Genomic DNA, 26,831 nt, shown 5'->3' with positions numbered 1-26,831 from the left:
TCGAAGCGATGTCGAAGAACGCACGTTACGCCTGGCGCCTGTCCCTCGGCGGCCTGCTGCTGGGGCTACTGGCCTGCGCGGTCTACCTGCTGGCCGTCCCGCTGGGCTTCAAGTACGGCGAGATCCAGGTCGGTCATGGCCTGGAACACGAGGGGCGGATCGCCTGGGACGCCGCCGGCGTCCCGCATATCCGCGCGCAGAACCTGGAGGACGGCTATTTCCTGCTCGGCTACAGCCACGCCAGGGATCGCCTGTGGCAGATGGAGTTCGCCCGCCGCTATGCCGGCGGGACGCTCTCCGAAGTGTTCGGCGCCAAGACCCTGCCGATGGACAGGTTCGCCCGCACCCTGGGCTTCCGACGCACCGCCGAAGGCATCTACGCCAACCTGGACGCGCCCACGCGCGTCCTGCTGCAACGCTACAGCGACGGGATCAACGCCTATCTGGGGCTGGCCCCGGCGGCGCTGCCGCTGGAATTCAGCCTGGTGCGCCACGAACGGCCGGGGCCTTGGGGACCGGTGGACAGCCTGTCCCTGCACCTGCTCTATTCCTGGACCCTGAGCGCCAACCTGGGCATGCAGTTGCAGCGCCTGGCGCTGGCCGAGCACCTGGACCTGGCGCGGATCAACGAGGTGTTCGCCCCCTATCCGGGCGAGCGGCCGCCGGCCACCCGCGACTACGCCAGCCTGTACCGCTCCCTGCGCGGCACGCCGGACGCCGGCAAGCTGCTGGGGCAACTGCCCGGTTCCAACGTCGAAGGCATCGGTTCGAACAACTGGGTGGTCTCCGCCAGCCGCAGCGCCACCGGCAAGCCGCTGCTGGCCAACGATCCGCACCTGCGCCTGACCAACCCGGCGGCCTTCTACCTGGCCAGCCTGAAAATCCCCGGCCTGAGCCTCACCGGCGCCAACTTCGCCGGCGCCCCGCTGTTCGTCATCGGCCATAACCAGCGCATCGCCTGGGGCTACACCAATACCGGCTCGCACATCCAGGACGCCTACCTGGAGCGCGTCGATCCCCAGGACCCGCGGCGCTACCTGACCCCGGACGGCTACCGGCCCTTCGAGACGCGCCTGGAACGCATCGCCGTGCGCGACGGCGAGCCGGTCTCGCTGGAGGTCCGCAGCACCCGCCACGGCCCGGTGATCAGCGACATCTACGAACCGGCGCGGCTGCCGCAGGCGCAGCGCGACCGGCTGGTGATCGCCCTCGCCTGGACCGGCCTCGACCATCACGACAAGACCTTCCCGAGCCTGCTGGCGATCAACCGGGCCGAAGGCTGGGAACAGTTCCTCGACGCCGCCGCCGACTTCGGCGTACCGCCGCAGAACATGATCTATGCCGACGTCGAGGGCAACATCGGCTACGTCTCCGCCGGTCGCGTACCGCTCCGCGGCGCCGACGACGACCTCCATGGCCTGGCCCCCTCGCCCGGCTGGGAGAGCCGCTACGACTGGGTCGGCTACGTTCCGGAAAGCGCCAAGCCACGCAGCCTCAACCCCCGCGAAGGGTTCATCGCCACGGCGAACCAGCGCATCGTGCCGCCCGACAATGCCTTCGACTTCGGCCACGACTGGGTCCTGCCCTACCGCTATGACCGCATCCGCGAGTGGCTCGGCGGCCCCGGCCAGCGCACCCTGGAAGACAGCCTGGAGTTGCAGAACGACGAGTTCTCCAGCGTGATGGCGAGCCTGTTGCCGAAGATGCTGGAGCAGGTCAGCGACCCCGAACTGCGCGCCAGCGAGGCCTTCGCCCTGCTCCAGGGCTGGAACCACCAGGCCGCCGCCGACCTGGCCGCGCCACTGATCGCCGGCTACTGGGTACGCGCCTTCACCCGCGAGCTGCTGCAACCGAGGATCGGCACGCAGTTGCTGGCCAGCGGCTGGAACCAGCGCAACTACGACGGATTCCTCCGGCTGATCCTCGACGGCCAGGCCGACCTGCGCTTCTGGTGCGGCCAGGAACAAGGCTGCGACCTCAAGCTGAACCAGTCGTTGCGCCGCGCCCTCGACGAACTGCGTGCCGCCCACGGAAGCGCGCCGAGCGGCTGGAAGTGGGGCGAGGCGCACGCCGCCCTCGCCGAGCACGTGCCCTTCCACAAGACCCCGCTGCGCGCGCTGTTCGACCTGAAGAACAACAAGGGCGGCGACAACTTCAGCGTCAACGTCGGGCGCTTCGACTACAGCGACCCGGCCAACCCGTTCAACACCCGGATCGCCGCGACCCTGCGGATGGTCATCGACCTGGCGGACTTCGACAACTCGCGCTACGCGCTGTCCACCCGCAACTCCGGCCTGCCGTTCGACGGCGCCACCGACCTCAACGAACTCTGGGCCCGCGGCGCGTACATCCGTATCGCCGACGACGCCCCCGACGCGACGGACCGCCAGTTGGTCCTGCGCCCTTCAGCCTCTTCCTCCGGCGAGCCACGACCATGACCAGCGATCCGCAGAAAAACGCCTTCGACCTCGACTACTCCAGCCGCGAACGGCAATTCCCCGAGGGCTTCAAACGCAAGATAGTCGCCGACCTGCAAGAGGGAATGCCGCAGTTCGACGTGCTGCAATACTTCGGCAACCAGCCGGATATCTTCGAGACCTACGACCACCTGGTGCTGGCGACCGACCCGGAGGGCGAACGGATCATCGGCATCCTGGGCGCGAAGGACTTCGTCCGCGGCTCGACACGCTTCCTCTACCTGTGGACGGCGATGGTGGTCGACCGCTACCACCGCACCAGCCTGTTCAAGCGGATCAACCAGTTCTTCCTGCGCCAGGTCAGCGAGCGCAACGGCGGGCTGCCGCCACTGATCGTGGCGAAGACCTACAACCCGGTGGTCTACAACATGTTCCGCGCCCTCAGCGCGCGGATCCCGGGAGCGACGCTGTACCCGGACCTGGAAGCGCCGCGCCAGAGCCCGGACATGGTCGACCTGGCCCTCGACGTGGTCGGCACGCTGTCCGCCAACCTGCGCCTGGATGCGGAAACCGGCCTGATACCCGGCGGGCAACGCAGCGTCGCCCCGGATTTCTTCCCGCGCATGGCGATGTCCAGCCACGCCAGGACCAACGACCACTTCGTCGCCCACGTCGGCAGCAGCGACCAGATCCTCTGCATGGTCCGCCTCGCGCCCGGTGCCGAACCCTACGTGCAGCAGAGGATCATCCGGTGAGCGGACTCGCGCAGCGCTCCGACGACCCGTGGCTGGCGGCGCTGCCGGCCGCGGTGCTCTACGGCGCCTGGGCGGCCTATGCCAACCAGGACGGCGGCCTGGCCGGGATGGGCGTCGCCGCCCTGCTCCAGGGCGCCGCGAGTCTCCTGGCGACGCGCTTCGGCCTGTACCTGTTGCAATGTCTCGGCCGCCGCCACGGCCTTGCGCAACGCCAGGCGCCCCTGCTGGTGGTGCTCCTGCTGACCGCGCCGATGGCCGCGCTGCACTGGCTCTCGGGCACGCAGCATCCATTGGCGAGCGTGGCGCCATCGTTCGTCATCGGCTGGCTCTACTTCGCCCTCTGGGCGCGCCGCCGCCCGGGTCGCCGGCAAGCCAGCGGCGCCTAGCCGGCGCCCCCGCTCGAGCCGTTCCCCGTCGGCGGGATCGGCCCGTATACTCGGAGCCTTCCTATCCGCCCAAGGACGCGCCATCGCCATGCTGGAGATTCTCGGAAAGGCCTCTTCGATCAACGTGCGCAAGGTGCTCTGGACCTGCGCCGAACTGGACCTGCCCTACCGCCGCGAAGACTGGGGCAGCGGCTTCCGCGACACCCACGCGGCGGAATTCCTCGCCCTCAACCCGAACGCCATGGTGCCGGTGCTGCGCGACGGCGAACTGGTGCTCTGGGAATCCAACAGCATCATCCGCTACCTGGCCAACCGCTATGCCGGCGAACGCCTCTATCCGCAGCAGGCGGCGCCGCGCGCGCGGGTCGACCAGTGGCTGGACTGGCAGGCCTCCGACCTCAACCGCTCGTGGAGCTATGCCTTCATGAGCCTGGTCCGGCAGTCGCCGGCGCACCGCGACGCGGCCCAGGTGGAGGCTTCGCTGCGCGGCTGGACGGGCTTCATGGAAATCCTCGAGGGACAACTGCTACGCACCGGCGCCTATGTCGCCGGCGAGACCTTCAGCCTGGCCGACATCGCCATCGGCCTGTCGGTCAACCGCTGGTACGAGACGCCGTTCGAGCATCCGTCGCTGCCAGCGGTGCGCGCCTATTACGAGCGCCTCGGCGCCCGTCCCGGCTTCCTCGCCCACGGCCGCAACGGCGTACCCTGAGCGAGGCGCGCGATCACTGGCCGAGTGCCTTGTTCAGGCGCTGCGCCAGGGCGGTGGTGTTGGCGCCGGCGGTATCCAGCAGCAGGTAGTCGTAGTCGGACTTGGCCACCGGGGCGATGCGATATTGCAGGACGCCCTCGACCACCTGCTGGCCGGCCGGCACGCTGAGGGTGCCGACACAGGACAGCACGCCGCTGTCGGGATCCTTCTCGAGGATCGCCACGTCGCGCAGCGCACTGTCCTTGAACTCCGGCGAGCGCTCGGTGATCGCGCCCTGGAGGAAGATCCGCATCAGTTGGTCCTTCACGTCCGGCGAGGCACAGGCCTCGGCCTCCTTCTTCGCGCAGGCGCTCAACAGCAGCGCGGCGCCCAATACAGCCAGCACGGGTAGCTTCATCATCCCCTCGGGGGTCGGTTGGTGATGCGCAGTTGGACTGCGCCGCCGGCGAATGATTCCCAGGCCCCGCGCGGCGCCTGCCGCAGCCAGCACTGGCCAGCCGGCGCGTCTGCCAGTAGTCTGTCCGCCGCGCTGGCGACGCCGGCCCCACGCCAACTGGAGCAAGACATGTACCGAGACACCGTGACCCTCACCGTCAGCGCCGAGCAACGCGGCCGCGAAAGCGAGGCCGTGGACAACCCGAACGTCGCCATCGGCCTGGAAAGCGTCGAGCCGGGCGTGCTCAAGCTGCACTTCGAAGGCCAGCTGGACGCCCCGGAGAACGCCACCCACATCTGTTTCAGCCTGACCATCGGTCTCACCTACTACGGCCCGATCCTCGACGGCGCGGCCAGCGAGAACGGCGGCTGGATGACCTTCGAGAGCGACATGCTCGACCCGGCGCAACTGGCCTGATCGACTCTCCTTCGCAGCCATCCACCATGCGGAAGGCTGCGAAGTGGCACTTTGACACCCATCCCCCGGCGGTCTATAGACAGTTGCAGAACAGACACGGAAGTGGTGGTTCAGCATGTCAACGTCTTCGACAGTTCGCCCCACGACGAGCCTTTCCGGGATATCCCAGGCCCGCTTCCAGGGGACCCTGACACACGCCTCCCCAGCCTTTCGCGGGACGACCTCTCCGCCTGCGCTCTCCCATCCCCCATGACAGCACCCGGCCTGCGTAACGGGTAGCGACCGGTCGAGTTCTGGCGCGCCGGAAAAGAATCTCCACGCGGGAATCGTCATGAAAATACTCGCCCTTCTCGCAGCCTGCCTGCTGGCAGGCTGCGCCGCCAACGCCCCGCTGCGCGATGACAGCGAATCGACCTGCGCCGACATGCGGCCTTGCAGCGACAGCTACTACGAACGCCATCCGAACTACGAGATCGGCTTCGTCGAATACAGCGAGCGCGGCAACGACTTCGCGCCTGCCAGAACGCAACGCCTGATCGACCAGCTAAAGCGCTACTCCGCCCGGGGGGACATCGCCATGGTGGTGTTCATTCACGGTTGGAAGCACAACGCGGGACGGGACGACGGCAACGTCGCCAGCTTCAACAAGGCACTCGCCAATCTCGCCTCCTCCGGGGTGCTGGGCAAACGCAGGCTGGTCGGCCTCTATGTTGGCTGGCGGGGCAAGTCGATGCATGGCCTGTATAGCGAGAACCTGACCTACTGGGACAGGAAGGCCGTCGCCGAGGAAGTCGGCCGGGGTGGCGTCGCCGAGTTGCTCGCCCAGTTGGAACGGATCGATCGCAAGGACAGGAACTATCTGGTGATCGTCGGCCACAGCTTCGGCGGCGCAATCACCCTCGGCGCACTTCACGACCCGTTGCTCGAACGCCTGCTGGCTCTCCAGGACGGTCAGCGGATACGCGCCTTCGGCGACGCGGTAATCATGCTGAATCCGGCGATAGAGGCCAATCAGGGCCTGTTGCTCAAGGAGAACAGCCTCAAGGTCGGCGCCCTGGGAGCCCGGCCGCCGCCGCTGCTGTACGTCATCAGTTCGCACGGCGACAGCGCCACCCACTTCGCCTTCCCGCTCGGCCAATGGGTCGGCGTCAACCTCACCTGGAGCCAGGTGGACCTGGACAGGACCTACAACGGAACCCGCTATCGCCTCCGGGAAGAAGACCTGGATACCACCGCCCTCGGCAACTACAGCCTGTATCGGACCGCCCTGCTGATCGACCGCGAGTGCCCGCTGCCGGATGGCAGCGACAACTGCGCGCCAAGACCGCCCGAACCGCGGGTGATCGACGACACCGATATCGGCAAATGGCGCTTCAGGAGCTTCTGCAGCGTGGACGGCGGCAACGCCGATCCGGCGCTGCCGCGCATGCCCTGCTACAGCAACGAGCCGGTCAACTTCATCTACACCTCGCAGTCCTTCATCGCCGACCACAACGATATCTTCAACGACCAGGTGATTGCCTTCATGGCCACCGCCGTCAGCAAGGCCATCTACGAACGCACGGCTGGCGCCTCCTACTACCGGGAGTGCCACGACCCGGTGCGGAAGAACTTCTCGTTCGGCAAGTGCTTCGACTTCCACTACCTCAAAGCCACGGCCATGCACCGGCGGCTGCAACGGCAACTCTCGGAACCCGGCACCCGCAGCGAACAGGACGTCCTCTATGAAAATCCTCTCTAGCCTGCTCCTGATCGGCTTCGCCGTCGTTCTGCTCGCCCCGCGGATGGCGCCTGCCGCCAGCGCCGCCGAAGACAAGGCCACCTATTGCGGCTCCGGCTTCACCCAGTATCTGGTTCCGGACGACGTCGCGGGCTGCTCGCTCAGCGAGGCCTGCCGCCTGCACGATATCTGCTACGGCCGCTGCGACAAGGACGGCGACCTCTACGGCAGCGCCTACTGCGCGCAAAGCGAAAAGTCCGAAGCCCGCAACATGAGCAAGCAGCAGTGCGACGCCAGGCTGCAGGCCGACATCGCCGCACAGAACGGCAACAGCCACCTATGCCGCGCGGTGGGAGGCGTCTACCGGGTATTCGTGAAGCACCTGGGGCAAGGTCCGTTCAATGGCCGGGAGGCACTGGACATCTACCTGAAGGTCATGCAATCGGCGCCCAGCGCAGCCGACGCCGACGCCCGCCTCGAAGCCATCCATCAACTACAGAAGCAGGGCCTGACCAACGCCAAGGAAATCCGTTACGACGCCGAGCGTATCGTCATCCCACTCAACAGGCCCGTGGAATCGCCGTTGACCAACGGCTCGGACACTCTCGTCCTGCCGCGCACCCTCGACCGGGAACGGCTGCGCCAACTGGACCAGCGGCTCATCCGCCAATGAGCCTCAGAACAGCGCCATCTGCCGGTCGACCAGGGTGGCGAAATCGTCGCCGACGAACGGCAGGATGGCGTCGGCCACCGGCTGCAACTGCTTGCCCACGTAGTGCTCGTAGTCGATGGCCGAACGCCGCGCCTCGAGCGGCTCGGGACCGGCGACGCTGATCACGTAGCTGATCCAGCCGCCGCTCTGGTACTGCCGCGGGCGCCCGCGCTCGAGGTTGTAGTCGTCGGCGATGCGCGCCGCGCGCACATGCGGCGGCACGTTGCGCTGGTAATCGTCGAGGCGCCGGCGCAGGCGCTTGCGGTAGACCAGCAGGTCGTCCAGCTCGCCGGCCAGGGTCCGTCGTACGTAATCGCGCACGTAGTCCTGGTAGGGCTGGCGATTGAAGATGCGCAGGTAGAGTTCCTGCTGGAAGCGCTGGGCCAGCGGCGACCAGTCGGTGCGCACGGTCTCCAGGCCCTTGAAGACCATCTCCTCGCCACCGTCGGCGCGGCGCACCAGGCCGGCGTAGCGTTTCTTGCTGCCCTCCTCGGCGCCGCGCACGGTGGGCATGAGAAAACGCCGGTAATGGGTCTCGAATTGCAGCTCGAGGGCGCTGTCGAGGCCGAATTCTTCTTTCAGGTGCTCGCGCCACCAGTCGTTGACCCGCGCCACCAGCGCCCGGCCGATGGCCGCGGCCTCCTCCTCGGCGCGGGGGCTGCCGAGCCAGACGAAGGTGGAGTCGGTATCGCCATAGATCACCGTATAGCCCTCGGCCTCGATCAGCTCGCGGGTACGGCGCATGATCCGATGCCCGCGCAGGGTGATGGACGAGGCCAGGCGCGGGTCGAAGAAGCGGCAGCCGCTGGAACCCAGCACCCCGTAGAAGGCGTTCATGATGATCTTCAACGCCTGCGAGAGCGGCTGGTTGCGTTCGCGCTTGGCCGCCTCGCGGCCCTCCCAGACCCGTGCGACGATGGCCGGCAGGCAATGCCGGGTACGCGAGAAGCGGGCGCCGCGAAAACCTTCCACCGAGTGCTCGTCGTCCGGCTGGCGCAGGCCTTCCACCAGGCCGACCGGGTCGATCAGGAAGGTACGGATGATCGACGGATACAGGCTCTTGTAGTCGAGCACCAGCACCGATTCGTAGAGGCCCGGCCGCGAGTCCATGACGAAGCCGCCGGGACTGGCTTCCGGGCGCTTCTCGCCGAGGTTCGGGGCGACGAAGCCGGCGCGGTGCATCAACGGCATGTACAGGTGGGTGAAGGCCGCCACCGAGCCGCCGCTGCGGTCCGCCGGCAGGCCGGTGACGGTGGCCCGTTCGAGGAGGAAGTCGAGCAGTTCGGTACGGGCGAAGATCCGCGTCACCAGTTCGCAGTCCTTCAGGTTGTAGTGCGCGAGGGCCGGCTTGTCCTCGGCGAACATGCGATCGATCTCGTCCATCCGCTGGTATGGATTGTCGATCGCCTTGCCTTCGCCGAGCAGGGTCCGGGCGACGTTCTCCAGGCTGAACGAGGGGAAGCTCCAGGTCGCCGAGCGCAGCGCCTCGATGCCATCGATGATCAGGCGGCCGGCCGCCGCGGCGAAAAAGTGGTTGTTGCGGCTGCCGTGCTCGCGCCAGCCCATTTCGTCGCCGCCACGCCCCAGGCGCAGCGGCACCTTCAGGCGCTGGGCATGCTCATGCAGGACGCGCAGGTCGAACTGCACCAGGTTCCAGCCGATGATGGCGTCGGGATCGTGCTCGGCCAGCCACTGGTTGAGACGTTCAAGCAGCCCGGCACGGCTGTCGCAATAGTCGAGGCGGAAATCCACGGCCGCGGCATCGCCGTTGGCCGGGCCGAGCATGTATACCTGGCGCTGGCCGCAGCCTTCCAGGGCGATGGAGTAGAGATCGCCGCGGGCGTTGGTCTCGATGTCCAGCGACACCAGGCGCAGGCGCGGGCGATAGTCCGGAGCCGGCTTCAGGCGCCGGGCGAGCAGGCTGCCGTCGGCCTCGACACTCGCCTCCAGGCTGACCGGCGCGGTGATGAAGCGCTCCATCAGGTAGCGCTCCGGCGGCCGGATATCGGCCTCGAACACCTCGACGCCGGCCTGGCGCAAGCGTTTCTCCAGATTCATCAGCTGGCGATGCTGCTGGCAGTACAGGCCGAGCACCGGCCGCTGCTGGAAGTCGCGCAGCGCCAGCGGCCGCAGCTCGGCGCCAGTCTCCCCGGCGAGCAGGGACTCGACGCGCCCGCGCTGCTCGGCGAGGACGAACGCCACCGACGGCTGCGGCGGCAGCCGCACCTGCCGCGGGCCCTGCTCGGTGGCCAGCCAGAACGCGACTTCCGTGCCGGCCGGCGTATCGCGCCAGTGCCGGGTCAGGACGAACCCTTGCAGTAACTCCACCATCGACCCCGAATCTCTCGCATCCGCCGATTCTACCCGGCCTGCCCTGGGAACGCCGGCATCTTCGGTCAGCCGGCAGCAGCCAGGCGCTTGTAGAAATAGGTGGTGGGACAGGGCGTGCCGTCCGGCATCAGGGCGTAGTCCGGGATTTCCCCGACCCGCGTCCAGCCGGTCTTCAGGTACAGCCGTTCGGCGGCGCTGCCGCTGACCGTGTCCAGCACCAGCAGGGACTTGCCGCAGGCCCGGGCGAGCCGGTCCAGCTCGCCCATCAGCGCCTCGCCGATGCCGCGCCGACGCGCACGCCGGTGCACCAGCATCTTCGCCACGTCGGCGCGGTGCGGCTGGTTCGGCGGTTGGTCGAGGAGCAGTTGCACGGTACCGACGATCCGCCCCTCCGCTTCCGCCACCAGCAGCAGGCGTTCGTCGCCCGCCACGCTCTCGCCGACGCCGTGCCAGAAGGCCAGCGCCCGCTCCCGCGGCAACGGCCACATGAAGCTGACCGAAGCCCCGCCTTCCACGCAGTCCAGCAGTACCTCGGCCAGTTCGTCCAGGCGCGCCAGGATCTCCTCGCCAGCCAGGCGGCGAATCGTCGGTTCGGTCATCGCGGGCAAGCTCCAATGCAAGGTCGAATTTCCAATATATTGGACAGTGACTATCATGGACGAGAAAAATCCGCCAGGGCCACTCATGGATATCGACGAACTGATTGCCCGACGCCTAGCCGCCCTGCGCAAGGAGCGCGAGCTGACCCTCGCCCAACTGGCCGAACGCTGCGCGGTGAGCAAGGCGATGATCTCGCGCATCGAGCGCAACCAAAGCAGCCCCACCGCCAGCGTCCTCGGCCGTCTCGCCAGCGGCCTGGGGGTCGCCCTCTCCGAGCTGCTCGGCGACACGCAGGCGCCGGCAGAACCGCTCTGCCGGCGCGCGCAGCAGGAAGTGTGGGAAGACCCGGCCAGCGGCTACCGCCGCCGCCAGGTCGGCGCTCGCGATCCGCGCAGCGGCTGCGAGATGGTGGAAGTGGAGATCCCGGCGAACGCCCGCCTCGACTATCCCCGCTGGGGCGGCCGGCCCTACCGGCAGCGCCTGTGGCTGGTCGAGGGTGCGCTGCGGGTGGATTACGGCGAGCAGTCGTTCCACCTGCAGCGCGGCGACCGCCTGGACTTCGGCGTCGACCGCGCGGTGACCTTCGCCACCGCCGGGCAAGCCTGCCGCTACCTGCTGGTGATCCTCCACGACTAGTCGTGCGGCTTTTTCCGCCGGCGCTCCGGCGACCAGTCGAGGGCGCCGACCCGGTGCAGGTAGAACAGTCCGACCAGCAGCAGGGAGACGAACAGCGTCGCCTCGACGAAACCCGCCCAGCCATTCTCCCGCAGCGACACCGCCCAGAGGTAGAGGAACGGCATCTCGATGCCGAAGATCACGAACAGCATGGCGACCAACGCGTACTTGACCGAGAAGCGCAAGCGCGACGAGCCGGTGGAATCAACCCCCGACTCGAACGGCAGGTTCTTCGCCCGGCCATGCGACCGGCCGCCCAGAACCCGGCCCAACCCCAGCATGAGCAGGCAAAGGGCGAGCGCGCCGAAGAGGTAGGCGAGCAAGGCCCAGGTCGCGGGAGCGAAGGATGCGTACATGATGGTCGCCCCTCAGCCCTGGCGGGTCGCCAGCTTGAGAATGACGATGCCGGCCACGATCAACCCCACCGCCAGCAGCCGCAACGGGCTCGGGCTTTCGCCGAAGAGCAGGATGCCCAGGGCGAAGGCGCCGACCGCACCGATGCCGACCCAGATGGTGTAGGCCGTGCCGAGGGGCAGGGTTTTCATGGAAACGGCCAGCAGGCCGAAGCTGAGGATCATGAACAGCAGGGTGACCAGGCTCGGCCACAGGCGGGTGAAGCCGGCCGACTCCTTCATGGCCGTGGCCCAGACGATTTCGAAGACACCGGCGAGCAAGAGGTAGATCCACGCCATTTTCAGCCTCTCTGCAGGGTCGTCCCCGCGTAATGAAAGAGGGAAAACGGGTCGTCCCGCTTCCGGCTGAAAGTGCGTGCCGCCCGGGCGGGCGTCAGTCACCGACGGCAGCGATCCTAGCGCGTTGCCGATGCCGGGTGAACGCCTGCGCCGACGGAGTTGTTTCGCCGCGTTTCCGCGCCGCGCCCGCCGGGACGCTCGGCAGGATTGATCTAGACTTTCGCAGGATCGTGCAAGGCGTCCGTTTCGTCCTTCGCGCACACTTCGCCCGATGCATCCCTGCCTGATAAGAGATAACGCCCTGCCCGGGCCTTTCCGTGGAGAATCAGCATGCCCACCTCGCTCGTCCTGAACGGCAAGAACGTCACCCTCGACGTCGATCCCAACATGCCCCTACTCTGGGCCATCCGGGAAAGCGCCGGCCTGCACGGCACCAAGTTCGGCTGCGGCATGGCCCAGTGCGGCGCCTGCACCGTGCAGCTGGACGGCACCGCGGTACGTTCCTGCGTGCTGCCGGTCTCCGCGGTCGCCGGCAAGCGCGTCACCACCATCGAGGGTATCCAGAGCAAGCCCGGCAAGGCCGTGCAGGACGCCTGGGTCAAGCTCCAGGTACCGCAGTGCGGCTACTGCCAGTCCGGCCAGATCATGTCCGCCACCGCGCTGCTGGAGCAGAACGCCAGCCCCAGCGACGCCGACATCGATGCCGCGATGAATGGCAACATCTGCCGCTGCGCCGCCTATGTGCGGATCCGCGCCGCCATCCACGAAGCCGCCGACACCCTGAAGGCCTGACGCCATGAACAGCAAGATCGATCTGAGCAACGCCCTGCCCGGCTCGCGCCGCGGCTTCCTCAAAGGCGCCGCGGTGGTCGGCCTGACCATCGGCTTCCAGTGGAGCGGAGCCCGGCGCGCCCTCGCCGCGGCCCTGCCGGACGCCGGCTTCGCGCCCAACGCCTTCCTGCGGATCGCCCCGGACGACAGTGTCACGGTGATCGCCAAGCACGTGGAGATGGGCCAGGGCGCCTATACCGGTATCGCCACCATCGTCGCCGAGGAACTCGACGCGGACTGGAGCAAGGTCCGCGTGGAAAGCGCGCCCGCCGACGCCAAGCGCTACGCCAACCTGGCCTTCGGCACCATGCAGGGCACCGGCGGCAGTTCGGCGATGGCCAACTCCTGGATGCAATTGCGCGAGGCCGGGGCCAAGGCGCGCGCGATGCTGGTCGAGGCCGCCGCCCGCCAGTGGCAGGTACCAGCCGCCGAACTGCGTACCCGCGACGGCTTCGTCGAACATCCGACCAGCCAGCGCAAGGCCAGCTACGGTTCGCTGGCCGCTGCGGCGGCGGAACTGCCGGTGCCGGAAAAAGTGCAATTGAAGGATCCCAAGGACTTCCGCCTGATCGGTCACCAGGCGCCGCGCGTCGACGTTCCCGGCAAGACCGACGGCAGTGCGCAATTCACCCTCGACGTCAGCCTGCCCGGCATGCTGGTCGCCCTGCTCCAGCGCCCGCCGCTGTTCGGCGCTACGGTGAAATCGTTCGACGCCACGGCGACCAGGGCGATTCCGGGGGTGGTCGAGGTGGTCCAGGTGCCGCACGGCGTGGCGGTGGTCGCCAAGGGCTTCTGGGCGGCGAAGCAAGGCCGCGACGCGCTCAAGGTCGAGTGGGACGAGAGCAAGGCCGAGAAGCGTGGTTCCGAGGCGCTGATGGCGGAGTACCGCAAGCTCGCCGAGCAACCCGGCAAGCCCGCGCGCAGGGACGGAGACGCCGCCAAGGCGGTGGCCGGGGCGACCCGCAGGATCGCCGCCAGCTACGAGTTCCCGTTCCTTGCCCATGCGCCGATGGAGCCGCTGGACGCAGTGGTCAGGCTGACCGCCGACAGCTGCGAGATCTGGGCCGGCGACCAGTTCCAGACCGTCGACCAGGGCAACGCGGCGCGCACCGCCGGGCTGAAGCCGGAGCAGGTGAAGATCAATACGCTCTACGCCGGCGGCAGCTTCGGCCGGCGCGCCAACGCCTGGTCGGACTATATCGTCGAGGCGGTATCGATCGCCAAGGCGCTGGGCGCCAACGGCGTGCCGGTGAAGCTGCAATGGACCCGCGAGGACGACATCCACGGCGGCTTCTACCGGCCGATGTACTACCACCGGCTCGAAGCCGGGCTCGACGCCGACGGCAAGCTGGTCGGCTGGCAACATCGCATCGTCGGCCAGTCGATCCTGGAAGGCACGCCGTTCGCCGCGGTGATGGTCAAGGACGGCGTCGACGCCACCTCGGTGGAAGGCGCCGCCAACCTGCCCTATGCGGTGCCCAATGTCTCGGTCGAGCTGAGCACCACCCAGGTCGGTGTACCGGTCCTGTGGTGGCGGGTGGTCGGCAGCTCGCACACGGTCTACGCGGTGGAAGCGTTCATCGACGAGGCCGCGCAGGCCGCCGGCAAGGACCCCTACCTGTTCCGCCGCGACCTGCTGGCAGAGCAGCCGCGCCTGCGCGGCGTGCTCGAACTGGCCGCGGAAAAGGCCGGCTGGGACCCATCCAGGCCGCTGCCCGCCGGGCGCGGGCGCGGGATCGCGGTGACCGAGGCATTCAAGACCTTCGTCGCCCAGGTGGTCGAGGTCTCGGTGGACAAGGACGGCAAGCTGAAGGTCGAGCGGGTGGTCTGTGCGGTGGACTGTGGCATCCCGATCAACCCGGACGTGATCGCCGCGCAGATGGAGGGCGGCATCGGCTTCGGCCTCGGCGCGATCCTGCACAGCGCGATCACCCTGAAGGACGGCAAGGTCGAGCAGAACAACTTCGACGGCTACCAGGTGCTGCGGATCGCCGAGATGCCCAAGGTCGAAGTGCACATCGTGCCCTCCGGCGAAGCGCCCACCGGGGTCGGCGAACCCGGCGTGGCGCCCATCGGCCCTGCGCTGGCCAATGCGATCTTCGCCGCCACCGGGCAACGCCTGTACAACCTGCCCTTCCCCACCTCCTTCGCCAAGGCCTGAGCGAGACGCACGCCGGCAGCTCCACGGCTGCCGGCGCGGCGCGGGCGGCCCTCCGAGGATCGCCGCCGACCATACGGGTCCCCCCGGTGTCGCGCCGATTTGCCTCCGCCCGGCGTCGGGCGCAGACTTCAGCGTCCATTCGCCCGCGTAGCCAAGCATGACCGAGCCTCTCCCTTCTTCGTCCCTGGGCCCCGCCCTGCGTCGCTGGCGCCTGCTGCATCGGGTCAAGCAAACGCATGCCGCCGAATTGCTCGGCGTGGCGCAATCGACCATCTCGCGCTGGGAGTCCGGTACCCAGGCGCTGCTGGTGGAGGAACGGGCACGCCTGGAGCGTCTGCTCGGCGCCCGCCTGGAAGCCGCCGCCGACCAGGCACTGGCCCGCCTGGTCGAAGCCAACCCGCAACCCGTGCACCTGATCTGCGACCTCACCCATCGCCTGTTGGCCTGTTCGCCGGCACGCGCCGCGCAATTCGGCGTGCCTCTCGGCGAACTGCTCGACCGTTCGCTGTGGCCCTATTGCAGCGAGGAAATCCTCCGCCAGGAAGCCACCCTCGAGGAACTCGGCTGGCGCGAACTGCTGGCACCGCCGGCGCTGGAGTTCGCCAGCGGAGCGAACGCCTCGGCCATCGTGCCGATCCGGCGCAGCCGTTGCCGCTGGACCCGCATGACCCTCTCGGACGGACGCGCGGTGCGCCTGGTGGAAACCCTCTGAACGTCGCCACGGATATTTTATCCATGGACCTTCAGCACCGCCGCGCCTAGGCTTGCAGGCTCGTTTCACCGGTAGCGGAGCCCGCGCCATGTCCCTCGAACTGCTGAGCAACCGCCTCGAATTCCTCCGCGAAGCCGAACGCCTGAAAGACGTCCTGCGCTCCGCGCACACCTCCTCCGGCCGCCCGGAAAGCACCGCCGAACATAGCTGGCGGCTTTGCCTGATGGCACTGGCCTTCGAGGACCAACTGGCCGGCCTGGACCTCGGCAAGGTTCTGCGCATGTGCGTGGTCCACGACCTCGGCGAAGCGATCCACGGCGACATCCCCGCCGTCGAGCAAGCGGCGCACCCGGACAAGGGCGAACAGGAACGCGCCGACCTGTTGCAGCTGACCCGTCATCTGGACACGCCGCTGCGCGATCGCCTGCTCGCCCTGTGGGACGAATACGAGCGCGGCGAGACCGCCGAAGCCCTGGCAGTGAAAGCGCTGGACAAGCTGGAAACCCTGCTCCAGCACACCCAGGGCGACAATCCGGCGGACTTCGACTATGCCTTCAACCTCGACTACGGCCGTCGCTATACCGACCGCGCACCGCTGTTCAAGACCCTGCGCGAGCTACTCGACGCCAGGACCCGACAGCGCCTCGCAGCTCGGCGCGACGCCTAGCGTGCGCCCGCCCGGGCAGCGTTACCAGCGCCACCGCCTACGTAGCTCGCCATGGCTACAGGGAAGCGGCTAGCACGTTTCCCACCGACCGGGGCCTGTCCTGCACGCCTCAGTAAAGGCGCGCCTTGATCAGCGGCCGCAGCAGGTAGTTGAGCACGCTGCGCTTGCCGCTGAGGATGTCCACCTCGGCAACCATCCCCGGAATGATCGGCAATACCTCCTCGCCGCGCTTCAGTTGGCTGCCATCGGTCTTGATCAGCACCTGGTAGTAGGACTCCTTGCCATGCGGGGTGTCCTCCTCGATGGTGTCGGCGCTGATCTGCTCCAGGGTGCCCTTGAGGTCGCCGTAGATGGTGTAGTCGTAGGCGGTGATCTTCACCTTGGCCGGCATGCCGGGAACCAGGAAGGCCACGTCGCGCGGCTTGATCTTCGCCTCCACCAGCAGACGCTCCTCTACCGGGATCACTTCCATGATCGGCTCGCCGGGCTGGATCACCCCGCCGCGGGTGTTGATCAGCACGGTGTTCACCCGCCCGCGCACCGGCGACAGGATCTCGGTGCGGCGCAACTGGTCCTGGCGCTGCTGGACGATCGGTTCCAGGGCGCTGAGATCGGCCTTGCGCTGGGCGCGCTCGGTATAGGCATCCTGGAAATAGGTGCTTTTCAGCTCGGTCAGCTTGCCGCTGAGGGTGGCGATGTCCTGGCTCAGCTTGAGCGCCTCCATCTGGCTCACCGCACGCTTGGCCACCAGCGGGCGAACCAGGTCGAGCTGGCTCTGCGCCAGGTGGATCTGCCGCTGGATCGCCTGGGTGCCCTCCACCAGTTTGTCGCGGCGCGACTTGAACAGCTCGCGTTCGGAACGCGCCAGCGGCCCCTCGGGATCGACGTCCGGCGGGAACTCGATGCTCTTCTTGCCGAGCACCTCGGCGTCGAGCCGGGCAATGGCCGCGCGCAGCACGCTGGCCTGGTTCGCCGACTCCTGGAAGTTGGTGAGGAAGCGCGTCTCGTCGAGGCGCACCAGCGGCTGGCCGACTTCCACCAGGTCGCCCTCCTTCACCAGCAGGCGGTCGAGGATGCCGCCCTCCAGGCTCTGGATCTTCTGGATGCGACTGAACGGCACGACCCGGCCGTCGCCGCGGGTCACCTCGTCCAGTTGCGCCCAGGCCGCCCAGCCGATGAACAGCAGCACGCAACCGAGCAGGGTCCAGAGCAGCGGCCGGTAGACCGGGTGGGTAGCCGCCAGCAACGGGTCGGCCAGTTGCCGGCGCAGGGCGGCGGCGTCGCGTTCAGAGTCCATGGTTGCCTCCTTCGGCGGCCTGCGGTGCCTGTACCTGGTTGCCCTGCACCACCTGCTCCAGCGGGCCGTCCATGATCACCCTGCCCTGGCGCAGGACCACCGCACGCTCGACCAGGGCGAGCATGCTTTTCTTGTGGGTGGTGATGACCAGGGTGCGCTTGCCCAACCATTGCTGCAGGTAGTCGATGACCTGTTTCTCGCTGCCCTGGTCGAAGGCCGCGGTCGGCTCGTCGAGCAGCAGGATCGGAGGGTCCTGTAGCAGCACCCGGGCCAGCCCGACGGCCTGGCGCTGGCCGCCGGACAGGCTGGCATTGCCCTGGATCGGCATGTCCAGCCCCAGCGGGTGGCCGCGGACGAAGGCGCCCAGGCCGACCCCGTCGAGGGTCTCCAGCAGTTCCTCGTCGCCCAGCGCGGCGTTCTCCAGGTTGAGGTTGTCGCGCAGGCTGCCATGGAACAGCGCCACGTCCTGCGGCAGGTAGCCGATACCGCGCTGGCGGTCGGCTGGGTCGATCTGGGTCAGGCTGACGTCGTCCAGCAGCAGGCGTCCCGCCTGCGCGTCGAGCAGGCCGCTGAGCAGGCGCAGCAGGGTCGACTTGCCGGCGCCGTTGCCGCCGAGCAGCGCCACCCGCTCGCCGGCGCGGATGTTCAGGGCCTGCACGTCGACCACCGGCGGGCTGTCGCCGTGGGCCAGGCGCACGCCCTCCAGGCGGTAATGTCCCTGCAGGCGCTCCTTGTGCACGAAGCGCTTGCCCTGGGGGCGCTCCTGCTCGGCGCTCATCAGTTGATCAAGGCCTTCCATCGCCACCTTGGTGTGCTGCCAGCGACCGAGGATGCCGGCCGCCTGCGACAGCGGTGCGATGGCCCGCGAGGCGAGGATCGAGCAGGCCACCAGGCCGCCGACGGTCATCGCGCCCTCGCTGATCCGATAGACGCCGAAGACCACCACGCCGACGTAGCAGAGCTGCTGGACGATGCTCGCCGAGTAGCTCAGGGTCGAGGCCAGGGTATGGGTCTTCATCGCCGTGCTGGCCAGTTCGCCGGTCAGGGTTTCCCACTGGTGCAGGCAGCGGCCTTCGGCGCGGGTCGCCTTGACCGTCTCCAGGTGCTCGAAGGCTTCCAGCAGCACGCCGTTCTTCATCGCCCCTTCGCGCAGGTTCTGCCGCGACAGGTGGCCGAGCAGGCGCTGGGTCAGCAGCCCCGGCAGGATCATCAGCACGCAGGCCACCAGCGGCACCCAGACCACATGGCCGCCGATCACGGCGATGATCAGCAGGAAGATCGCCACGAACGGCAGGTCGCTGATCAGCGCCGCGCTGGACGAGGTGAAGAACTCGCGCACCGACTCGAACTCCCGCACCTGGGTACTGAAGGCGCCCATCGACGCCGGCTTGGCGGCGACCCGGGTGCTCAGCACGCGGGAGAACAGCAGGGTCGAGAGTTGCAGGTCGAGGCGCTTGCCGAGCACATTGAGCAGGTGGCCGCGCATGATCCGCAGGACCCCGTCGAGGACGATCGCCAGGGCCACGCCGCTGGCGAGGATCCACAGGGTGTCGAACGCCGCGTTGGGCACCACGCGGTCGTAGACCTGCATGGCGAACAGTGCCGAGGCGACCGCCAGGACGTTGGCCACCAGCGCCGCGGCGGTGACCTCGGCGTAGGAACGCCAGAGCCGCTTGAGCGGGCCGAAGAACCAGTGCTCGGGCAAGGCGCTGGCGTAGTCGCCGACCCGCCCGTCCGGCCGGTAGCGACACTTGGCGAAGATCGCCGTGCCACTGTACAGCGCTTCCAGCTCGGCCAGCGGCATCCTCTGGCTTCCGCCGTCGCTCTGCGGCACCAGCACCTCGGCGTGCTCGCCGTCGTTGCCCATCAGCACCAGGGCGCGGCCGTCGTCGAGCAGCAGCAGGGCCGGCAGCAGGTAGCGGTCGATCCGGCGCAACGGCTGGCGGGTGACCTGGGCGGTGATGTCGGCGCGGCGCAACGCGCGGGCCACCAGGTGCAACGGCAGGCGACCGTGCTCCAGCGGCATACCGTCCACCAGCTCGGCGTCGCCGAGCGGCCGGCCGAGCTGCCGGCAGAGCAGCAGCAGGCCCTGGCGCAACGGGTCGACGATGGGGTCGTGGTTGAGGATCACGACGTTATCCGGGGTTTTCTCAGCTTCCATGATTCAGCCGGTTCTCCAATAGCGGACCCAACAGGCCGACTTGCGCGGCCGCCCGATACTCGATGCGCTTGCGTTCGATCCGCAGGTTGATCAGTTGCCGCTCTGCCTCGAACCGCTCGCGCTGCACGTTGAGCAGGTCGATCACGTCGCGCCGACCAACCTCGAACTGTTCGCGATACAACTCGCCGACCTGCTCCGACTCGGTCACCTGCTGGGTCAGCGACTGTTCCCGCCAGCGCAGCGTGTCGCCGTTGTCGAAGAGGTTCTGCAGTTGCCGGCGGATGTCGCGCTGCATCGCGTCGGCGCTCCATTTCGCCGATTCCAGGCGCTGCTGCGCGGCGGTCGGCCGGCGGAAGTTGGAAAGCCCCTGGAAGGTGTCCATGCGGAAGCGCAGGGATACCACCGAGTCGCTTTCCGGATGCCCGCCGATCTCCCGGCGCAGCGCGCTGGCCTCCAGGTTCAGTTGCGGCAGCAGCGACGCCTTGGCCTCACGGACCTCGGCCTCGGCGACATTGGCGTCCTCCAGGGCCTTGCGCTGCAAAGGCGATTCGCGGATCACCCGCGCCATATCGCTGGCCGCCAGGTAGCGTTGCAGCGACATAGGCTCGGGCTCCACCAGGTCGGCGGGCTCCTGGCCGACCAGGATCGCGTACTGGTTGCGCGCGTCCTGCAGGTTGCCCTTCTCCAGCGACAACTGCTCCTGGGCCCGCGACAGTTCCAGATTGGCGCGATCCAGCTCGCTGCGGTCGGCGTAGCCGTCGCCGCCGCGCGCCTGGGTCATCTCGCGGATGCCGTCGAGGCGCTGGATGTGTTCGCGCACCACCTCCACCCGGCGCTCCGAGGCGAGCACGTCGAGGTAGGTCTCGACGATATCCAGCGCCGCGTCGTCGCGCGCCACCAGCACCGCCTCGGACAGCTTGCGCTGGGTCGCGCTGGCGCTGTCGACCTTGCTCGTCACCCGCCCCCAGTCGTACAGCATCTGCGACGCGGTGAGATCGTAGACGATCTCGCCGAAGTCGAACTCCTGCGGCCCTCCGGACATCGTCACGGAGGGGTAGTACCCCCCTTTGGCCATCTCCACCTCGGTGCCTGCGCGGTCCGCTTCGGCCATCGCGGATCGTACTTCCGGGTGGATCGCCAGCCCTGCCCTGACCGCCTGGTCGAGGGGCATGGCCGACGCGAACATCGGCAGGCCCAGGGAAAGGAGCCAGATGGCTCCCTTCCCATGCCGCCGTCCCTTGCGCGCGTACTGCCTGCGCCCGCGCATCAGACCACGACCTGTACCGTGTTGTCCTCGATCAGCAGGGTGGTACTGCCGAAGGTGTAGACGTCGTAGGTAATGCCGTTGATCAGTTGCGTGGTACCGGTATTCACCGCACCCACCACGTTCAGGGTGTCGTTGTTCTCGCCGGTGATCTGCAACGTGTTGTTGGCATCGGTGATGGCATCCACCTCCGCCGCGGTCAGGGTCAGCACGCTACCCGAATCGCCCTTGCCGAGGTCGATGCGCTCGAGGTTGCTGAGCGTGCCGACGCCGACGGCGTTGTAGTCGAGGTCGATGCCGTTGGCCAGGACCAGGGTGTCGAACCCGGCGCCGCCATCGATGCTGACGAAATCGGTCGCGGTGATCTGGATGGTGTCGTTGCCGTTGCCGGCCACCACGTGATCGCCGGTGCCCACGTTGAAGATCAGGTCGCTGCCGTCGCCGCCGTTGATGTGCTCCGAACTGCCATTGGCGCCGGACAGCACGTCGTCGCCGGAAGTACCGTTGACATCGATCTGGCCGATATTGAGCGACAGTCCGTTGGGGGTCAGGGTGATCCCGTAGGCGGCGCTGTCGTTGCCGTTGCTGTCGGTGGACACCAGGTTGAACGAGATCTGCGAGCCGAGGTTGAGGATGTCGGTGATGTTCAGCCCCAACTGGGTGAGGATGGTCGGGCTCAGCAGGTTCAGCGAGAAATTGCCGGACGAGTCCGCCTGGATCGGCAGCAATTCGACGTTCAACGCCGGGGTGATGACCCGGATCACCACGCTGGAGTTGGGCTCGGTGGTGCCGCTGAAACCGAAACGCGGGTTCAGCGGGTTGAGGCTGACGTCGAGGCCGAAGTTACCGATGGTCACCGGTTGCTCGATGCTGGTGCCGATGCCGATGCTCGCCGTGTTGCTCGGGTTGCCGGCCGGGTCGCGACCGACCACCGACACCTGGGCATTGAGCAACTGGTCCCAACTGAAGTCGACGTCCAGATCGGTGAGCAGGTTCAGCGACGCCAGCCCGCTGTTGTCGGCGGTCACCGTGGCGGTGGCGGTCACCCCGCCGACGTCGACGGTGACCGTCAGCTCGGTGCCCGGCTCCGCCGAGATGGTCAGGATGTTGCCGACCAGGGACAGCACCGGGGTCGCCGGCGGAATGGTGTCGATGGTGAACGGCACCGGGGTCGACGCGGTGCCGCCGTTGATGTCGGCGGTGACGGTCGAGGCGCCCTCCGGGAACGGGCCCATGCCGCCGGGAGGCGTCAGGGTCAGGGTCAGGTTGCCGGCGGCGATGTCGCCGGCGGTGAGGGTATGGCTGACCTCGGCCTCGTAGCCGTTCTGCCCGGCGAACTTGACCGTGACCACCTGGCCGACCTGCATGGTCGGACGGACCGTCACATCGACCTGGATACCGTCGCCGATCTCCGCGGCATTGATCCAGGTATCGGCGGCTTCCGGCACGCTGATGGTCGGCGGCGCCAGGTCCGGGGCGTTGATGGTGGCCGGCCCGCTGACGTTGCCGGCGGCGTCCACGGCAACCCCGGCGATCAGTTCGCCGGTGATCAGCGGCGGCGCGAACGGCAGGCTGAAGTTGCCGGCGCCGTCGACGGTGACCGTGATCGGGTTGGCGGTGTCGCCGTTGACCACGATACGCACCTGGCTGTTCGGCTCGGCGGTGCCGGTCAGCAGCGCGCCGTCGGCGCTGATGCTCAGCAGCGGAGCGGACGGCGCCACCGAGTCCACCGTGGTGCTGGCCGGACCGCTGGCGTTGCCCGCGGCGTCCTCGGCGACGGCGTTGATCACCGTACCGTTGGCCAGCGGCGTGCCGGGGGTGAAGGTCCAGTTGCCACTGCCGTCGGCGGTGGTCTCGCCGATCGGGTTGCCGTTGCCATCGGTGAGGATCACCTTGGCGCCGACCTCGGCGGTCCCGGTGATCACGCTGCCGTTGCTGGCATTGATCACCGGCGTGGCCGGAGCCACCGTGTCCACCGTGGTGCTGGCCGGGCCGCTGGTATTGCCGGCCNGAGGATCACCTTGGCGCCGACCTCGGCGGTCCCGGTGATCACGCTGCCGTTGCTGGCATTGATCACCGGCGTGGCCGGAGCCACCGTGTCCACCGTGGTGCTGGCCGGGCCGCTGGTATTGCCGGCCGGGTCCTGGGCCACGGCGTTGACCACCGTGCCGTTGGCCAGCGGCGTGCCCGGCGTGAAGCTCCAGTTGCCGCTGCCGTCGGCAAGGGTCTGGCCGATCGGGTTGCCATTGCCATCGGTGAGGATCACCCGGACGCCGGGTTCGGCGGTGCCGCTGAGTTCGACACCATTGCTCGGGTCGATCACCGGGGTGGCCGGGGCCACAGCGTCCACCGTGGTGCTGACCGGGCCGCTGGTGTTACCGGCAGCGTCCTGGGCCACCGCATTGATCACCGAGCCGTTGGCCAGCGGAGTGCCCGGGGTGAAGCTCCAGTTGCCGCTGCCATCGGCGGTGGCCTGCCCTATCGGGTTGCCGCCGCCATCGGTGAGGATCACCGTGGCGCCGGCTTCGGCGGTACCGCTGATCACCGTACCGTTGCTCGGATCGAGCACCGGGGTGGCCGGGGCTACCGAGTCCACCGTGGTGCTGGCCGGGCCGCTGGTGTTGCCGGCGGCGTCCTGGGCCACCGCATTGACCACCGAGCCGTTGGCCAGCGGTGTGCCCGGGGTGAAGCTCCAGTTGCCGCTGCCATCGGCAGTGGCCTGGCCGATCGGGTTGCCGCCGCCGTCGGTGAGGATCACCGTGGCGCCGGCTTCCGCGGTACCGGCGATCACGCTGCCGTTGCTCGGGTTGACCACCGGGGTGGCCGGGGCCACCGCGTCCACCGTGGTGCTGGCCGGGCCGCTGGTGTTGCCGGCGGCGTCCTGGGCCACCGCTTTGACCACCGTGCCGTTGGCTAGAGGTGTGCCCGGGGTGAAGCTCCAGTTGCCGCTGCCATCGGCAGTGGCCTGGCCGATCGGGTTGCCGCCGCCGTCGGTGAGGATCACCGTCGCGCCGGCTTCCGCGGTACCGGCGATCACGCTGCCGTTGCTCGGGTTGACCACCGGGGTGGCCGGGGCCACCGCGTCCACCGTGGTGCTGGCCGGACCGCTGGTGTTGCCGGCCGGGTCCTGGGCCACGGCGTTGATCACCGTGCCGTTGGCCAGTGGCGTGCCCGGGGTGAACGTCCAGTTGCCGCTGCCGTCGGCGGTGGCCTGGCCGATCGGGTTGCCGCCGCCATCGGTGAGGATCACCGTCGCACCGGCTTCCGCGGTACCGGCGATCACGCTGCCGTTGCTCGGGTTGACCACCGGGGTGGCCGGGGCCACCGCGTCCACCGTGGTGCTGGCCGGGCCGCTGGTGTTGCCGGCGGCGTCCTGGGCCACGGCGTTGATCACCGTGCCGTTGGCCAGAGGCGTGCCCGGGGTGAACGTCCAGTTGCCGCTGCCGTCGGCGGTGGCCTGGCCGATCGGGTTGCCGCCGCCATCGGTGAGGATCACCGTCGCACCGGCTTCCGCGGTACCGGCGATCACGCTGCCGTTGCTCGGGTCGATCACCGGCGCGGCCGGCGCCACCGAGTCCACCGTGGTGCTGGCCGGGCCGCTGGTGTTGCCGGCAGCGTCCTGGGCCACCGCATTGACAACCGTGCCATTGGACAGCGGCGTGCCGGGCGTGAAGCTCCAGTTGCCGCTGCCGTCGGCGGTGGCCTGGCCGATCGGGTTGCCGCCGCCATCGGTGAGGATCACCGTCGCACCGGCTTCCGCGGTACCGGCGATCACGCTGCCGTTGCTCGGGTCGATCACCGGCGCGGCCGGCGCCACCGAGTCCACCGTGGTGCTGGCCGGGCCGCTGGTGTTGCCGGCAGCGTCCTGGGCCACCGCATTGACAACCGTGCCATTGGACAGCGGCGTGCCGGGCGTGAAGCTCCAGTTGCCGCTGCCATCGGCGGTGACCTGGCCGATCGGGTTGCCGTTGCCGTCGGTGAGGATCACCGTGGCACCAGCCTCGGCGGTACCGGCGATCACGCTACCGTTGCTCGGATCGATCACCGGGGCTGCTGGCGCCAGCGAGTCGACGGTGGCGCTGGTGGGACTGCTGTTGTTGCCGGCGGCGTCCTGGGCCAGCGCATTGATCACCGTGCCATTGGCCAACGGCGTAGCGGGCGTGAAGGCCCAGTTGCCGCTGCCGTCGGCGGTGACCTGGCCGATCGGGTTGCCGTTGCCGTCGGTGAGGATCACCGTGGCCCCGGCTTCCGCCGTACCGCTGATGACGACTCCGTTGCTCGGATCGATCACCGGCGCCGGCGGGGCGATGGCATCGACGGTGACGCTGGCCGGACCGCTGGTGTTGCCGGCCGGGTCCTGGGCCACCGCGTTGATCACGGTGCCGTTGGCCAGCGGGGTGCCCGGGGTGAACGTCCAGTTGCCGCTGCCGTCGGCGGTGGCCTGGCCAATCGGGTTGCCGCCGCCATCGGTGAGGATCACCGTCGCGCCAGCTTCCGCGGTACCGCTTATCTCGGTGCCGTTGCTCGGATCGATCACCGGCGCCGCCGGGGCCACGCCATCCACCGTGATCACCGCCGGCGCACTGTCGACATTGCTTGGGCTGCGCGCCACCACGTTGACCACCGTGCCATCCGGCAGCGGGATGCCTGGAGTGAAGGACCAGTTGCCGCTGCCGTCGGCGGTGACCTGGCCAATCGGGTTGCCGTTGCCATCGGTGATGATGATGGTGTTGCCGGCGTCCGCGGTGCCGCTGATCACCGAGCCGTTGCTCGGATCCACCTGCGGGATCGACGGCAGTGAGGAATCCACCGTCGTGGTAGCGGGAGGGCTGGTATTGCCGGCGGCGTCGCTCGCGGTCACGTTGACCACGGTGCCGTTGGGCAGTTGCGAGCCGGGCGTGAAGCTCCAGTTGCCGCTGCCATCGGCGGTGGTCTGGCCGATCGGGTTGCCGTTGCCGTCGGTCAAGGTCACGGTGCTGCCCGGCTCGGCGGTACCGTTGAGCAGGTTGCCGTTGCTCGGATTGACCACAGGCGTGTTCGGCGCCACCGCGTCCACGGTAGTGCTGCCCTGCGGGCCGGTATTGCCCGCAGGGTCCTGGGCCACGGCGTTGACCACCGTGCCGTTGGCCAGCGGCGTGGCGGGCGTGAAGGTCCAGTTGCCGCTGCCGTCGGCGGTGGTTTCGCCGATCGGGTTGCCGTTGCCGTCGGTGAGGATCACCTTGGCCCCGGCCTCCGCGGTGCCGCTGATGGTCGTGCCGTTGCTCGGATCGATCACCGGCGCCGGCGGCGCCACCGCGTCCACCGTGGTGGCGGCCTGCGGGCCGGTATTGCCGGTCGGGTCGGTGGCCGTGGCGACGATCACCGTGCCGTTGGCCAGCGGCGTGCCCGGCGTGAAGCTCCAGTTGCCGCTGCCGTCGGCGGTGACCTGCCCTATCGGGTTGCCGCCGGCATCGGTGAGGGTCACGGTGGCACCGGCCTCGGCGGTGCCGCTGATGACGACGCCGTTGCTCGGGTTGATCACCGGCGCCGGCGGCGCGCTGGAATCGACGGTCACCGTCGCCGGCGGGCTGCTGTTACCGGCGGCGTCCTGGGCCACCACGTTGACCACAGTACCGTTGGCGATCGGCGTGGACGGGGTGTAGGTCCAGTTGCCGCTGCCGTCGGCGGTGACCTCGGCGATCGGATTGCCGTTGCCGTCGGTGAGAATCACCGTGCTGCCCGGCTCGGCGGTGCCGCTGAGGCTGCTGCCATTGCTCAGGTTGACGGTCGGCGTGGCCGGCGCGATGGCGTCCACGGTGGTGCTGCCCTGGCCGCCGGTATTGCCGGCCGGGTCGGTAGCGGTGGCGTTGACCACGGTTCCATCCGCCAGCGGCGTGGACGGGGTG

At 68.6% G+C, this 26,831-nt stretch carries 20 protein-coding genes and 1 pseudogene; 12 read left to right on the top strand and 9 right to left on the bottom strand.

The annotated features are described in order from the left end of the window. The first annotated feature begins 8 nt into the window (after positions 1 to 8). The 4 genes from LT948_RS32460 to LT948_RS32445 all read left to right on the top strand — a co-directional run bounded on the left by LT948_RS32460 (position 9) and on the right by LT948_RS32445 (position 4,270). On the top strand, positions 9 to 2,438 hold the full coding sequence (locus LT948_RS32460) for a penicillin acylase family protein (protein ID WP_033996143.1): 2,430 nt from the start codon (positions 9 to 11) through the stop codon (positions 2,436 to 2,438). Continuing rightward, complete coding sequence (locus tag LT948_RS32455) at positions 2,435 to 3,172, top strand: hypothetical protein (RefSeq protein ID WP_003088145.1); 738 nt, start codon at positions 2,435 to 2,437, stop codon at positions 3,170 to 3,172. The genes LT948_RS32460 and LT948_RS32455 overlap by 4 nt, the downstream gene beginning before the upstream one ends. Further along, on the top strand, positions 3,169 to 3,558 hold the full coding sequence (locus LT948_RS32450; RefSeq protein WP_033996142.1) for a hypothetical protein: 390 nt from the start codon (positions 3,169 to 3,171) through the stop codon (positions 3,556 to 3,558). The genes LT948_RS32455 and LT948_RS32450 overlap by 4 nt, the downstream gene beginning before the upstream one ends. 88 nt (positions 3,559 to 3,646) lie before the next feature. After that, positions 3,647 to 4,270, top strand: a complete 624-nt coding sequence (locus tag LT948_RS32445; protein ID WP_003088140.1) for a glutathione S-transferase family protein — start codon at positions 3,647 to 3,649, stop codon at positions 4,268 to 4,270. A 13-nt stretch (positions 4,271 to 4,283) separates the two neighbouring features. Here the strand turns inward: LT948_RS32445 and LT948_RS33295 are convergent, their stop codons facing one another. After that, positions 4,284 to 4,670 (bottom strand): hypothetical protein, encoded by a 387-nt coding sequence (locus LT948_RS33295; RefSeq protein ID WP_003115740.1) that lies wholly within the window; start codon positions 4,668 to 4,670, stop codon positions 4,284 to 4,286. Between the two features lie 165 nt (positions 4,671 to 4,835). On the opposite strand from LT948_RS33295, the gene LT948_RS33290 reads away from it, so the two are divergent. From LT948_RS33290 to LT948_RS32430, 3 genes are all read left to right on the top strand, one after another. Then, positions 4,836 to 5,123 (top strand): hypothetical protein, encoded by a 288-nt coding sequence (locus LT948_RS33290; RefSeq protein WP_003088136.1) that lies wholly within the window; start codon positions 4,836 to 4,838, stop codon positions 5,121 to 5,123. A gap of 331 nt (positions 5,124 to 5,454) precedes the next feature. Next, positions 5,455 to 6,864, top strand: coding sequence for an alpha/beta fold hydrolase (locus LT948_RS32435; RefSeq protein WP_023088368.1), 1,410 nt, complete (start codon positions 5,455 to 5,457; stop codon positions 6,862 to 6,864). Next, entirely contained in the window at positions 6,848 to 7,516 is a 669-nt protein-coding gene (locus LT948_RS32430) for a hypothetical protein (protein ID WP_023088369.1), read from the top strand. Before LT948_RS32435 ends, LT948_RS32430 begins: the two co-directional genes overlap by 17 nt. Before the next feature lie 3 nt (positions 7,517 to 7,519). Here LT948_RS32430 and LT948_RS32425 read toward each other — a convergent pair whose 3' ends face one another. Continuing rightward, on the bottom strand, positions 7,520 to 9,883 hold the full coding sequence (locus tag LT948_RS32425; protein ID WP_003122806.1) for a DNA polymerase II: 2,364 nt from the start codon (positions 9,881 to 9,883) through the stop codon (positions 7,520 to 7,522). Positions 9,884 to 9,951: 68 nt separating this feature from the next. After that, positions 9,952 to 10,485, bottom strand: a complete 534-nt coding sequence (locus LT948_RS32420) for a GNAT family N-acetyltransferase (RefSeq protein ID WP_003110485.1) — start codon at positions 10,483 to 10,485, stop codon at positions 9,952 to 9,954. A gap of 85 nt (positions 10,486 to 10,570) precedes the next feature. On the opposite strand from LT948_RS32420, the gene LT948_RS32415 reads away from it, so the two are divergent. Then, on the top strand, positions 10,571 to 11,122 hold the full coding sequence (locus tag LT948_RS32415) for a helix-turn-helix domain-containing protein (protein ID WP_003132721.1): 552 nt from the start codon (positions 10,571 to 10,573) through the stop codon (positions 11,120 to 11,122). Here the strand turns inward: LT948_RS32415 and ndhC are convergent. After that, positions 11,119 to 11,517: an NADH-quinone oxidoreductase subunit A gene (gene ndhC / locus LT948_RS32410; RefSeq protein WP_003088123.1), complete on the bottom strand. Its 399-nt coding sequence runs from the start codon at positions 11,515 to 11,517 to the stop codon at positions 11,119 to 11,121. The genes LT948_RS32415 and ndhC overlap by 4 nt on opposite strands. A gap of 12 nt (positions 11,518 to 11,529) precedes the next feature. Then, a complete protein-coding gene (locus LT948_RS32405) occupies positions 11,530 to 11,853 on the bottom strand; it encodes a DMT family transporter (protein WP_003102734.1) in 324 nt (107 codons plus the stop codon). A gap of 330 nt (positions 11,854 to 12,183) precedes the next feature. Here LT948_RS32405 and LT948_RS32400 point away from each other — a divergent pair, with 330 nt between their 5' ends. From LT948_RS32400 to LT948_RS32385, 4 genes are all read left to right on the top strand, one after another. After that, the gene (locus tag LT948_RS32400) at positions 12,184 to 12,645 is read left to right on the top strand and encodes a (2Fe-2S)-binding protein (RefSeq protein WP_003102736.1); all 462 of its coding nucleotides are present in this window, start codon (positions 12,184 to 12,186) and stop codon (positions 12,643 to 12,645) included. A gap of 4 nt (positions 12,646 to 12,649) precedes the next feature. Continuing rightward, entirely contained in the window at positions 12,650 to 14,845 is a 2,196-nt protein-coding gene (locus LT948_RS32395; RefSeq protein WP_023097736.1) for a xanthine dehydrogenase family protein molybdopterin-binding subunit, read from the top strand. Between the two features lie 157 nt (positions 14,846 to 15,002). Next, on the top strand, positions 15,003 to 15,557 hold the full coding sequence (locus tag LT948_RS32390) for a helix-turn-helix domain-containing protein (protein WP_003088112.1): 555 nt from the start codon (positions 15,003 to 15,005) through the stop codon (positions 15,555 to 15,557). Positions 15,558 to 15,645: 88 nt separating this feature from the next. Continuing rightward, on the top strand, positions 15,646 to 16,224 hold the full coding sequence (locus LT948_RS32385) for an HD domain-containing protein (protein WP_003110488.1): 579 nt from the start codon (positions 15,646 to 15,648) through the stop codon (positions 16,222 to 16,224). Between the two features lie 109 nt (positions 16,225 to 16,333). Here LT948_RS32385 and LT948_RS32380 read toward each other — a convergent pair whose 3' ends face one another. From LT948_RS32380 to LT948_RS32365, 4 genes and pseudogenes are all read right to left on the bottom strand, one after another. Further along, positions 16,334 to 17,521, bottom strand: a complete 1,188-nt coding sequence (locus LT948_RS32380) for an HlyD family efflux transporter periplasmic adaptor subunit (protein ID WP_003139884.1) — start codon at positions 17,519 to 17,521, stop codon at positions 16,334 to 16,336. Then, positions 17,511 to 19,682: a type I secretion system permease/ATPase gene (locus tag LT948_RS32375; RefSeq protein WP_033996135.1), complete on the bottom strand. Its 2,172-nt coding sequence runs from the start codon at positions 19,680 to 19,682 to the stop codon at positions 17,511 to 17,513. The genes LT948_RS32380 and LT948_RS32375 overlap by 11 nt, the downstream gene beginning before the upstream one ends. After that, complete coding sequence (locus LT948_RS32370; RefSeq protein ID WP_003088104.1) at positions 19,672 to 20,949, bottom strand: TolC family protein; 1,278 nt, start codon at positions 20,947 to 20,949, stop codon at positions 19,672 to 19,674. Before LT948_RS32370 ends, LT948_RS32375 begins: the two co-directional genes overlap by 11 nt. Further along, positions 20,949 to 26,831: pseudogene (locus tag LT948_RS32365) on the bottom strand (Ig-like domain-containing protein); the annotation flags it as partial. The pseudogene LT948_RS32365 and the gene LT948_RS32370, both read right to left, overlap by 1 nt.

It is taken from the genome of Pseudomonas sp. CP-1 (genome assembly GCF_021213715.1).
GTDB classification, from domain to species: domain Bacteria; phylum Pseudomonadota; class Gammaproteobacteria; order Pseudomonadales; family Pseudomonadaceae; genus Pseudomonas; species Pseudomonas aeruginosa.
The sequence above is the reverse complement of the archived record's forward strand: the minus strand, read 5'-3'. Positions and strand labels throughout refer to the sequence as shown.

Bases quoted from the DNA above. Each gene is read 5' to 3' on its own strand.
- LT948_RS33290 (WP_003088136.1), top strand. From the start codon at position 4,836: ATGTACCGAGACACCGTGACCCTCACCGTCAGCGCCGAGCAACGCGGC.
- LT948_RS32385 (WP_003110488.1), top strand. From the start codon at position 15,646: ATGTCCCTCGAACTGCTGAGCAACCGCCTCGAATTCCTCCGCGAAGCC.
- LT948_RS32390 (WP_003088112.1), top strand. From the start codon at position 15,003: ATGACCGAGCCTCTCCCTTCTTCGTCCCTGGGCCCCGCCCTGCGTCGC.
- LT948_RS32400 (WP_003102736.1), top strand. From the start codon at position 12,184: ATGCCCACCTCGCTCGTCCTGAACGGCAAGAACGTCACCCTCGACGTC.
- LT948_RS32380 (WP_003139884.1), bottom strand. From the start codon at position 17,521: ATGGACTCTGAACGCGACGCCGCCGCCCTGCGCCGGCAACTGGCCGAC.
- LT948_RS32445 (WP_003088140.1), top strand. From the start codon at position 3,647: ATGCTGGAGATTCTCGGAAAGGCCTCTTCGATCAACGTGCGCAAGGTG.
- LT948_RS32420 (WP_003110485.1), bottom strand. From the start codon at position 10,485: ATGACCGAACCGACGATTCGCCGCCTGGCTGGCGAGGAGATCCTGGCG.
- LT948_RS33295 (WP_003115740.1), bottom strand. From the start codon at position 4,670: ATGATGAAGCTACCCGTGCTGGCTGTATTGGGCGCCGCGCTGCTGTTG.
- LT948_RS32415 (WP_003132721.1), top strand. From the start codon at position 10,571: ATGGATATCGACGAACTGATTGCCCGACGCCTAGCCGCCCTGCGCAAG.
- LT948_RS32430 (WP_023088369.1), top strand. From the start codon at position 6,848: ATGAAAATCCTCTCTAGCCTGCTCCTGATCGGCTTCGCCGTCGTTCTG.
- LT948_RS32455 (WP_003088145.1), top strand. From the start codon at position 2,435: ATGACCAGCGATCCGCAGAAAAACGCCTTCGACCTCGACTACTCCAGC.
- LT948_RS32460 (WP_033996143.1), top strand. From the start codon at position 9: ATGTCGAAGAACGCACGTTACGCCTGGCGCCTGTCCCTCGGCGGCCTG.
- LT948_RS32395 (WP_023097736.1), top strand. From the start codon at position 12,650: ATGAACAGCAAGATCGATCTGAGCAACGCCCTGCCCGGCTCGCGCCGC.
- LT948_RS32435 (WP_023088368.1), top strand. From the start codon at position 5,455: ATGAAAATACTCGCCCTTCTCGCAGCCTGCCTGCTGGCAGGCTGCGCC.
- LT948_RS32370 (WP_003088104.1), bottom strand. From the start codon at position 20,949: ATGCGCGGGCGCAGGCAGTACGCGCGCAAGGGACGGCGGCATGGGAAG.
- LT948_RS32405 (WP_003102734.1), bottom strand. From the start codon at position 11,853: ATGGCGTGGATCTACCTCTTGCTCGCCGGTGTCTTCGAAATCGTCTGG.
- LT948_RS32375 (WP_033996135.1), bottom strand. From the start codon at position 19,682: ATGGAAGCTGAGAAAACCCCGGATAACGTCGTGATCCTCAACCACGAC.
- ndhC (WP_003088123.1), bottom strand. From the start codon at position 11,517: ATGTACGCATCCTTCGCTCCCGCGACCTGGGCCTTGCTCGCCTACCTC.